This is a genomic window from Nonomuraea sp. 10N515B (genome assembly GCF_052245915.1).
GTDB lineage: Bacteria > Actinomycetota > Actinomycetes > Streptosporangiales > Streptosporangiaceae > Nonomuraea.
The window spans coordinates 1-8,757 of the sequence record NZ_JBQQBQ010000136.1; the positions used below are offsets into that span (position 1 = coordinate 1).

8 protein-coding genes and 1 pseudogene are annotated in these 8,757 nt (G+C 72.3%); 8 read left to right on the forward strand and 1 reads right to left on the reverse strand.

Annotated features, from left to right (window positions below):
• Window positions 1-230: 230 nt before the first annotated feature.
• The gene (locus ACTWQA_RS57960; protein WP_443167316.1) at window positions 231-839 is read left to right on the forward strand and encodes a hypothetical protein; all 609 of its coding nucleotides are present in this window, start codon (window positions 231-233) and stop codon (window positions 837-839) included.
• A gap of 9 nt (window positions 840-848) precedes the next feature.
• On the opposite strand, the gene ACTWQA_RS57965 is transcribed toward ACTWQA_RS57960, so the two are convergent.
• Entirely contained in the window at window positions 849-1,586 is a 738-nt protein-coding gene (locus ACTWQA_RS57965) for a GntR family transcriptional regulator (RefSeq protein WP_443167317.1), read from the reverse strand.
• 168 nt (window positions 1,587-1,754) lie between these two features.
• On the opposite strand from ACTWQA_RS57965, the gene ACTWQA_RS57970 reads away from it, so the two are divergent.
• From ACTWQA_RS57970 to ACTWQA_RS58000, 7 genes and pseudogenes are all read left to right on the forward strand, one after another.
• Window positions 1,755-2,783, forward strand: a complete 1,029-nt coding sequence (locus ACTWQA_RS57970) for a Gfo/Idh/MocA family protein (protein ID WP_443167318.1) — start codon at window positions 1,755-1,757, stop codon at window positions 2,781-2,783.
• Entirely contained in the window at window positions 2,780-3,664 is an 885-nt protein-coding gene (locus tag ACTWQA_RS57975; RefSeq protein ID WP_443167319.1) for a TIM barrel protein, read from the forward strand. The genes ACTWQA_RS57970 and ACTWQA_RS57975 overlap by 4 nt, the downstream gene beginning before the upstream one ends.
• Complete coding sequence (gene iolC / locus ACTWQA_RS57980) at window positions 3,664-4,626, forward strand: 5-dehydro-2-deoxygluconokinase (RefSeq protein ID WP_327583775.1); 963 nt, start codon at window positions 3,664-3,666, stop codon at window positions 4,624-4,626. The genes ACTWQA_RS57975 and iolC overlap by 1 nt, the downstream gene beginning before the upstream one ends.
• Window positions 4,623-5,525, forward strand: coding sequence for a class I fructose-bisphosphate aldolase (locus ACTWQA_RS57985; RefSeq protein ID WP_443167320.1), 903 nt, complete (start codon window positions 4,623-4,625; stop codon window positions 5,523-5,525). Before iolC ends, ACTWQA_RS57985 begins: the two co-directional genes overlap by 4 nt.
• The gene (gene iolB / locus ACTWQA_RS57990; protein ID WP_443167321.1) at window positions 5,522-6,439 is read left to right on the forward strand and encodes a 5-deoxy-glucuronate isomerase; all 918 of its coding nucleotides are present in this window, start codon (window positions 5,522-5,524) and stop codon (window positions 6,437-6,439) included. The genes ACTWQA_RS57985 and iolB overlap by 4 nt, the downstream gene beginning before the upstream one ends.
• On the forward strand, window positions 6,436-8,388 hold the full coding sequence (gene iolD, locus ACTWQA_RS57995) for a 3D-(3,5/4)-trihydroxycyclohexane-1,2-dione acylhydrolase (decyclizing) (protein ID WP_443167322.1): 1,953 nt from the start codon (window positions 6,436-6,438) through the stop codon (window positions 8,386-8,388). Before iolB ends, iolD begins: the two co-directional genes overlap by 4 nt.
• Window positions 8,389-8,522: 134 nt before the next feature.
• A pseudogene (locus ACTWQA_RS58000) lies at window positions 8,523-8,757 on the forward strand (sugar ABC transporter substrate-binding protein); the annotation flags it as partial.

An 8,757-nucleotide genomic window follows, 5' to 3' on the forward strand; every position in this document is an offset into this window, starting at 1 on the left:
GCACGATCACCGCGATCGAGGGCAACACCGGCAACGGCAAGGTCGAGCAGCGCATCCGGCCCAAGGCCCACGTCGTGGGCTACGGCTACCCCGAGTACAAGGCCTGACCCCAAGGCAGGTCGCCAGACTCCTTGCCAGTGCGATGGTCAAGGGTGGACGGGTGGTGCAGGACAGGGTCCTGCACCACCCGTCGCACGTGTGCCTGCCTATCAATGCGCGCAAGATCGGCGTTGTCATCGGCTCGTAAGAATCGGGCCCGCGGCCTGGGCCTATCCTCACGGCGGCGGGAGCCGCTGATCCGCACGCCCCGGCTGGCCACCGGCCGTCTCATCGCCTCGCTGCCCTCGCTGCCCTCGCTGTACGGATACGGCCTGAGCTACGCCGTGGCCTCGCTGTCGTGCACCATCGGCCCGTTCCTCGCGGTGACCTCCGCCTCGCTGGCCGCCGGCGGAATACTGGGCGGCCTGATGGTCTTCGTCGCCTACGGGCTCGGCATGGGCCTGGTGGCCTCCGCGCTGTCGCTGGCAGTGGCGCTGGCCCGCTCGGCCGTGGTCGCCCGTACCCGGGCCGTGCTGCCGTACGTGTCGCGCATCAGCGGCGGACTGCTGATCCCGGCCGGCCTGTACGTCGCCTACTACGGCTGGTACGAGCTGCGCGTCTTCGTGGGCGCCTCCTCCCGCGAGGCGATCGTCGACGCCGCGACCGCCGTGCAGGGCGCCCTCGCGCGGTGGCTGGAATCCCTCGGCGTGGCCTGGGTCGCCGTCATCCTCGCGGTGGTCGGCGCAGTCGCTCTGGCCGCTCGCCTGGCACGGCGCAACGCGCACCGCTCCGAAGACTAAAAGCGCTCGTCAGCGCTGGTCGACCAGGACCTCGATGCTGTAGTCCTGGGCGCGGTAGCAGTGGTCCCCGTGCTCCACAGCTTTGCCCCCGGAGTCGAAGGCGGTGCGTGTCATCGTCAGGACGGGCTCGGCGGGCTCGAGCCGGAGGTGGTGCCGCTCCGACGAGGTCGGAGGGCGGGCTCCGATCGACTGAGCGGCGACGACGGGGCGCACCCCGCGTTCGCGCAACAGCGCGTACAGGCCTGATTCCTGCAGATCCTCCCGGCTGATGTCGTAGTGCGCGGGAGGCAGCCAGTTGCGCATGATGGCCAGCGGCCGGTTGCCGGAGAACCGCAGCCGGACGAGAGCGAGCAGCTCGGTATCGGCCGGCAGGTCGAGCGCGGTGGCCACGCGTTCGTCACGCACGAGCTCGTGCCGCAGGACGCTCGTCGAGGGCTGCCCGCCGGCACGGGTGAGGTCGTCGAAAAGGCTGGTGAGGTCGGCACGCCGGTGCACCTTGGGGTTGGCCACCGTGGTGCCGATCCCGCGCCGGCGCAGCACGAGCCCGCGGTCGACGAGCTCTTGGATGGCCTGGCGCACCGTCGGGCGCGCCAGGCTGAGCCGCTCGGCCAGGGCGAGCTCGTTCTCCAGCTGGTCGCCCGGCTGGAGCCGGCCGCTGGCGATCGCCGTGCGGAGCTGCTCGGCGAGCTGGTGGTAGAGGGGCACGGGGGAAGAGCGATCGAGCGTCACACCCACTTGAACGGCCACGAGGCGAGTGTACCTCTGTTCATGTATATGACGTTACGCAATGATGTCAGGACAAAGTCTTGACTCGATCCATGTGAACAAGGCAGGCTTCAACCACATCGCCCATGGCCTGACCAGGCCTGGGGTAGAGCGAGTGACGACCCAACGACGTGAATGGACAGGACGCGCATGCGCATCGGGCTCGCGGGCGTCGGAAGGATAGGCGCCTTCCACGCCAAGACTCTGGCCGCTCTCGACTACGTCGACGAGCTGGTCGTGACGGACGCCGACACCGGGGCCGCCGAGCGCGTCGCAGCCGAGCTCGGCCTCGACGTGGCCCCGGACGCCGACGCGCTGCTGGCTTCGGGCATCGACGGATTCGTGATCGCCACCGCCACGCCGGGGCACGCGCCGCTGCTGCGCCAGGCCATCGCCGCCGGGGTGCCGGCCTTCTGCGAGAAGCCCGTCGCCGCCACCTTGAAGGAGACCATCGAGCTCGCCGAGCTCGTCGCCGCGACCGGCGTGCCGGTGCACGTCGGCTTCCAGCGCCGCTTCGACGCCGGATACCGGCGGGCGCAGGCCGCGGTGGCCTCCGGCGAGCTCGGATTCGTCCACACCATCCGGGCCGGCACCCACGACCAGGCTCCGCCGCACGCGTCCTACATCCCGACCTCCGGCGGCATCTTCCGCGACTGCAATGTGCACGACTTCGACATCCTGCGGTTCGTCAGCGGCCGCGAGGTGGCCACGGTCTACGCCACCGGCGGCAACAAGGGCGCGGACTTCTTCGCCGAGGCCGGCGACGTCGACACCGGAGGCGCGCTGCTGACCCTGGACGACGGCACGATCGTGCTGATCTCCTCGACCCGCTACAACGGTGGCGGCCACGACGTGCGCATGGAGGTCCACGGCGAGAAGGGCACGATCGCCGTCGGCCTGGACCACTCGCTGGCGATGCGCTCGGCGGAGGAGGGCGTCGACTTCCCGCGCGGCCCGCAGAAGTGGTCGTTCATGGAGCGTTTCCTGCCCGCCTACCAGGCCGAGCTCACCGCCTTCGCCGACGTCGCCCGCGGCGAGCGGCCCTCGCCCTGCACCGTACGGGACGCGCTCGAGGCCTTCCGCATCGCCGAGGCGTGCGAGCTGTCCAGGGCCGAGCGCAGACCCGTCGCCCTGTCCGAAATCGAGGGCTCCGAGATCGAGGGTATTGACACGCCATGACGACCACACCCGTAGCCGGCCGCGTGGCCGGCGCACCGATCTCCTGGGGAGTCTGCGAGGTCCCTGGCTGGGGCCACCAGCTGGAACCTGAGACCGTGCTGAGCCAGATGCGCGCGCTCGGCCTGGCCGCCACCGAGTTCGGCCCCGACGGCTTCCTGCCCGACGACCCGCAGGCCAAGGCCGCGACCCTGGCCGGGTACGGCCTGAAGGCGGTCGGGCAGTTCGTCCCGGTCGTCCTGCACGATCCGGAGCACGATCCCCTCCCTGAGGTCGAGCGCGCGATGGAGGGCCTGGTCGCCGCCGGGGCGTCGACCGTCGTCCTGGCCGCCGCCACCGGGCAGGACGGCTACGACGACCGGCCGGTCCTCGACGAGCCCGGCTGGGCGACCTTGCTGGGCAACCTCGATCGCATCGCCGAGGCCGCCGCCGCCCGCGGCCTGGTGGCCACCCTCCACCCGCACGTCGGCACGATGGTCGAAAGCGGGGCGGAGACGGCACGGGTGCTCGACGGCAGCCGCGTCGGCCTGTGCCTGGACACCGGGCACCTGCTGATCGGCGGCGGCGACCCGGTCGCGATCGCTCGCGAGCACCCAGGGCGGATCGCTCACGTGCATCTCAAGGACGTCCGGCTCGACCGGGCGCGGCGCGTGCAGGCCGGCGAGGAGTCCTACACCGCCGCCGTGGCCGGCGGCATGTACGTCCCGCTCGGCAAGGGCGACGTCGACATCGCGGCCATCGTCTCCGCCTTGGAGGGCCATGGCTACACCGGCTGGTACGTCCTGGAGCAGGACACCATCCTGGCCGAGGGCGACGCGGCCGCGGACCCGGCCGCGGACGTCCGGGCGAGCATCCGGCACCTCCTCGCCGTGGCGGGGGCGTGATGGCGTACGACCTGGTGGCCATGGGCCGGTGCGGGGTGGACATCTACCCGCTCGACCACGGCGTCGGCCTGGAGGACGTGGAGCGGTTCGCCAAGTTCCTCGGCGGCAGCGCGACCAACGTCGCGGTGGCCGCGGCCCGCTACGGCCGCCGCGCCACGATCATCACGCGGACCGGCCGCGACCCGTTCGGCCGCTACGTCCGCCGGGCGCTGCGTGACTTCGGCGTCGACGACTCCTACGCCGGCGAGGTCGACGGCCCGCCGACGCCGGTCACGTTCTGCGAGATCTTTCCTCCCGACCACTTCCCGCTGTACTTCTACCGGTATCCGACCGCCCCCGACCTGCTCATCGAGCCGGACGAGATTCCGGTGGAGGCCGTGCGCGAGGCGGGCGTCTTCTGGGCCACCGTCACCGGCCTGTCGCAGGAGCCGTCGCGCGCGGCGCACTTCGCCGCCTGGCAGGCTCGCGGCCGCCGCCCGCACACCGTGCTCGACCTCGACTACCGGCCCATGTTCTGGCCCGACCCCGGCGAGGCCGCCGCGTTGGTGGGCAAGGCGCTCCAGCACGTCACGGTCGCGGTCGGCAACCGGGAGGAGTGCGAGGTCGCGGTCGGCGAGACCGACCCGCAGCGGGCGGCGTCCGCCCTGCTGGAGCGGGGCGTGGAGCTCGCGATCGTGAAACAGGGCCCCAAGGGCGTGCTCGCCGCGACCGCGGACGAGCGCGTCGAGGTGCCGCCCTTCCCCGTGAGCGTCGTCAACGGCCTCGGCGCGGGCGACGCCTTCGGCGGCGCTCTCGTCCACGGCCTGCTCAGCGGCTGGGACCTGACCCGCGTCCTGCGCTTTGCGAACGTGGCCGGCGCCATCGTCGCCGGCCGTCTCGAGTGCTCCAGCGCCATGCCGTACGAAGCCGAGGTGGAGGCCCTGCTGGGTGAGGCCCCGCAGGGAGAGGAGAGCGGACGATGACCCACATCTCCAGCCGGCCCGGCATCGCCGAGCTGACCGAGATCCGGGTACGCCAGCCGTGGCGCATCACCGAAGGATGGGCCGCCCGCAAGCGGCGCGACCTGGTGGGCGCGGACGGCAGGCTGCTGATCGTGGCCGCCGACCATCCGGCCCGCGGCGCGCTCGGCGTGCGTGCGGACCGCATGGCGATGGCCTCGCGCAGCAACCTGCTGGAACGGCTGGCGATCGCGCTGTCGCGCCCCGGCGTGGACGGTGTGCTCGGCACCCCCGACATCCTGGACGACCTGCTGCTGATGGGGGCGCTGGAGGACAAGGTCGCGATCGGGTCGATGAACCGGGGCGGCCTGCAGGGCGCCGTCTTCGAGCTGGACGACCGCTTCACCGCCTACACCGCTGACGAGATCGTCGCCCGCGGTCTGGAGGGCGGCAAGATGCTCAACCGGATCTGTCTGGAGGATCCGGGCACGGTGACCATGCTGGAGGCGAGCGGCCGAGCGGTCACCGAGCTGGCGGGGCACGGCGTCATGGCGATGGTGGAGCCGTTCCTTTCGGTGCGGGGAGCGGACGGCAGGGTGCGCAACCTGCTCGATCCGGACTCCACCATCACCTCCATCCACATCGCCGCCGCGCTCGGCGCCACCAGCCGGCACACCTGGCTGAAGCTGCCCGTCGTCGAGAACCTGGAACGCGTCATGGACGCCACCACGCTGCCGACCCTGCTGCTGGGCGGCGACCCGACCGGTCATCCCGACGAGACCTACGCCTCCTGGCGGCAGGCGCTTGACCTGCCCGCCGTGCGGGGCCTGGTCGTCGGGCGGGCGCTGCTGTTCCCGCCCGACGGGGATGTGGCCGCCGCGGTGGACGTCGCCTCCGGGCTCGTCCATGGAGGTGCCTCATGAACGACAACGCGCGGTGGGTGCTGCCGTTCGGTACGGCCGGTGAGGGCGGCTTCGAGGTGTCGGTCACCGATGCCGCGCCCGGGTGGGCGCACACGAGCCTGCGCGTGGTCACCCTGGCGCCGTTCGCGCGGGTGGAGCTGGACACCCTCGACAGCGAGATCATCGTGGTCCCCTTGCGCGGCGGCGCGGACGTCACGGCCGTCGACCGCGACGGGCAGCACCACAAAGCCCGGCTCGCCGGGCGCGACAGCGTGTTCGCCGGTCCCACCGACGTCGCCTACGTCCCGAGGGGCGCCGGCCTCACGATCGCCGCCGGTGACCGCGAGAGCAAGATCGCCCTGTGCGGCGCGAAGGCGGGCAAGAGGGCCGAGCCGCCGCCGTTCCGGCACGTGGCCGCGGCCGAGGTGCCCGTCGAGCTGCGCGGCGCCGGCACGGCCTCGCGCGAGGTGCGCAACTTCGGGGTGCCGCAGGTGCTCGACGCCGACTCGATCATCGCCTGCGAGGTGATCACGCCCGCGGGCAACTGGAGCTCGTACCCGCCGCATAAGCACGACGAGGAGCGCGACGGCGTGGAGACCGAGCTCGAGGAGATCTACTACTTCGAGGTGCAGGCCGAGCCGGGCGCCCCCGAAGGCGCGGACCCGGTCGGCTACCAGCGCGTCTACGGCACCGCCGAACGCCCGATCGACGTGCTCGCCGAGGTCCGCACCGGCGACGTCGTCCTCGTGCCGCACGGCTGGCACGGTCCCGCCATGGCGCCGCCCGGCTACGACCTCTACTACCTCAACGTGATGGCCGGCCCCGGCGCCACCCGCGCCTGGCTGATCTGCGACGACCCCGCCCACGGCTGGGTGCGCGAGACCTGGGCCGGCCAAGCCGTCGATCCCCGGCTGCCGATGGGAGGACCCCGATGACCAACGTCGCGGACTCGGCGACATCGGACACTGTGCGCCTGACCGTGAGCCAGGCCGTCGTGCGTTTCCTGGCCGCGCAGTGGAGCGAGCGTGACGGCCACCGGCAGCGGCTGTTCGCCGGCTGTTTCGGGATCTTCGGCCACGGCAACGTCGCCGGGCTCGGCCAGGCGCTGCTGCAGGACGAGCTGGCCGGCGGGCCGGACCGGTTGCCGTACGTGCTGGCCCGTAACGAGCAGGCCATGGTGCACACGGCCGTCGCCTACGCGCGCCACAAGGACCGCCTGCAGACCTGGGCCTGCACGGCCTCCGTCGGGCCCGGCTCGACCAACATGCTCACCGGGGCCGCGCTGGCCACCGTCAACCGGATCCCCGTGCTGCTGCTGCCCTCGGGCACCTTCGCCACCCGGGTGGCGGGGCCGGTGCTGCAGGAGCTGGAGGTGCCGTACGCCGCGGACGTCACCGTCAACGACGCCTTCCGCCCGCTGTCGCGCTTCTTCGACCGGATCAACCGCCCCGAGCAGCTGCCGGCGGCGCTGCTGGCCGCCATGCGCGTGCTGACCGACCCGGCCGAGACCGGCGCGGTGACGATCGCCTTGCCGCAGGACGTGCAGGCCGAGGCCTTCGACTGGCCGGTGGAGCTGTTCGAGCGGCGCGTCTGGCGGGTGGGCAGGCCCCTGCCGGAGGCCGCCGACCTCGCCGACGCCGCGGCGCTCATCTCCGCGGCCCGCAGGCCGCTCATCGTGGCCGGCGGCGGGGTGCACTACTCCGGCGCCGAAGACGCACTGCGCGCGTTCTGTGAGGCGACCGGCATCCCGGTCGGCGAGAGCCAGGCCGGCAAGGGCTCACTGCCGCACGGGCACCCGCAGGCGATGGGCGCCGTCGGCTCGACCGGGACCACCGCCGCCAACGCCCTGGCGAGGGAGGCCGACCTGGTCATCGGGATCGGCACCCGCTACAGCGACTTCACCACCGCCTCGCGCACCGCCTTCCAGAACCCGGACGCGCGCTTCGTCAACATCAACGTCGCCCGCTTCGACGCCGGCAAGCTCGCGGGCCTGTCGGTGGTGGCCGATGCCCGGGAGGCGCTGACCGCGCTCGGTCAAGCGCTGGCCGGATACCGGGTGGACCTGGACTACCGCGAGCGTCAGGCCACGTTGTGGAGCGAGTGGGACGCGCGAGTGGAAGCCGCCTACAACCCGCCGGCGGAGGTCAGCGACGCGCTGGCCGACGGCGTGCTCACGCAGGGCACCGTGCTCGGCTGCGTCAACGAGCTGTCCGACCCGCGGGACGTCGTCGTGTGCGCGGCCGGATCCATGCCGGGCGACCTGCACAAACTGTGGCGGGTGCGCGAGCGCAAGGCCTACCACGTCGAGTACGGCTACTCGTGCATGGGCTACGAGATCCCCGGCGGTATCGGCGTCCGGCTGGCCGACCCGGACCGGGACGTCTTCGTCATGGTGGGCGACGGCTCGTACCTGATGATGCCGACCGAGCTGGTCACCGCCGTCCAGGAGCATGTCAAGGTCATCCTGGTGCTGGTCCAGAACCACGGCTTCCATTCGATCGGCTCGCTGTCCGAAGCGCTCGGATCCCAGCGGTTCGGCACGAGCTACCGCTTCCGCGACCAGGCCTCCGGCCGGCTCGACGGGGACCGGCTGCCGATCGACCTGGCCGCCAACGCCCGCAGCCTCGGCGCCACCGTGATCGAGGTACGCGACCGGGAGGGCCTCGTCCAGGCGATCAAGGACGCCAAATCCGCGCCGGCCGACGGCGGCCCGGTCGTCATCCACGTGGAGACCGACCCGACGGTGCACGCCCCGGACAGCGAGTCCTGGTGGGACGTGCCGGTCAGCCAGGTCAGCGAGCTCGACACCACGCGCCGTGCCTATGAGGAGTACACGGCGCACAAGGCCGCGCAGCGCCCGCACGTAGGCGGCCTGCCCCACTGACGATCCCGCACTGGGGGGTGCGGGGACGAGGCCGCCGGCGCGCACCGCGCCGGCGGCGGGATGACACCCGAAGAGCACCGAATCACCCCCGATCCGCCCCCCTCCAGGGTGCGGAGACTGAAAGGCAGACAGAAGTGGCCCGTACCTCAAAAATCGCCGTGCTGGTGACCAGCGGCATGATGGCGCTCGCGTTGGCGGCGTGCAGTTCCAGCGGAGGCAAGCAGACCACGCAAGCGGCGTCCGCGCCCGCCTCCGCCTCCGGCGCGCCGACGATGACGGTCGCCTTCATCACGCACGCGGCTCCTGGCGACACGTTCTGGGACCTGGTGCGCAAGGGCGCCGAGGCCGCGGCGGCCAAGGGCAACATCA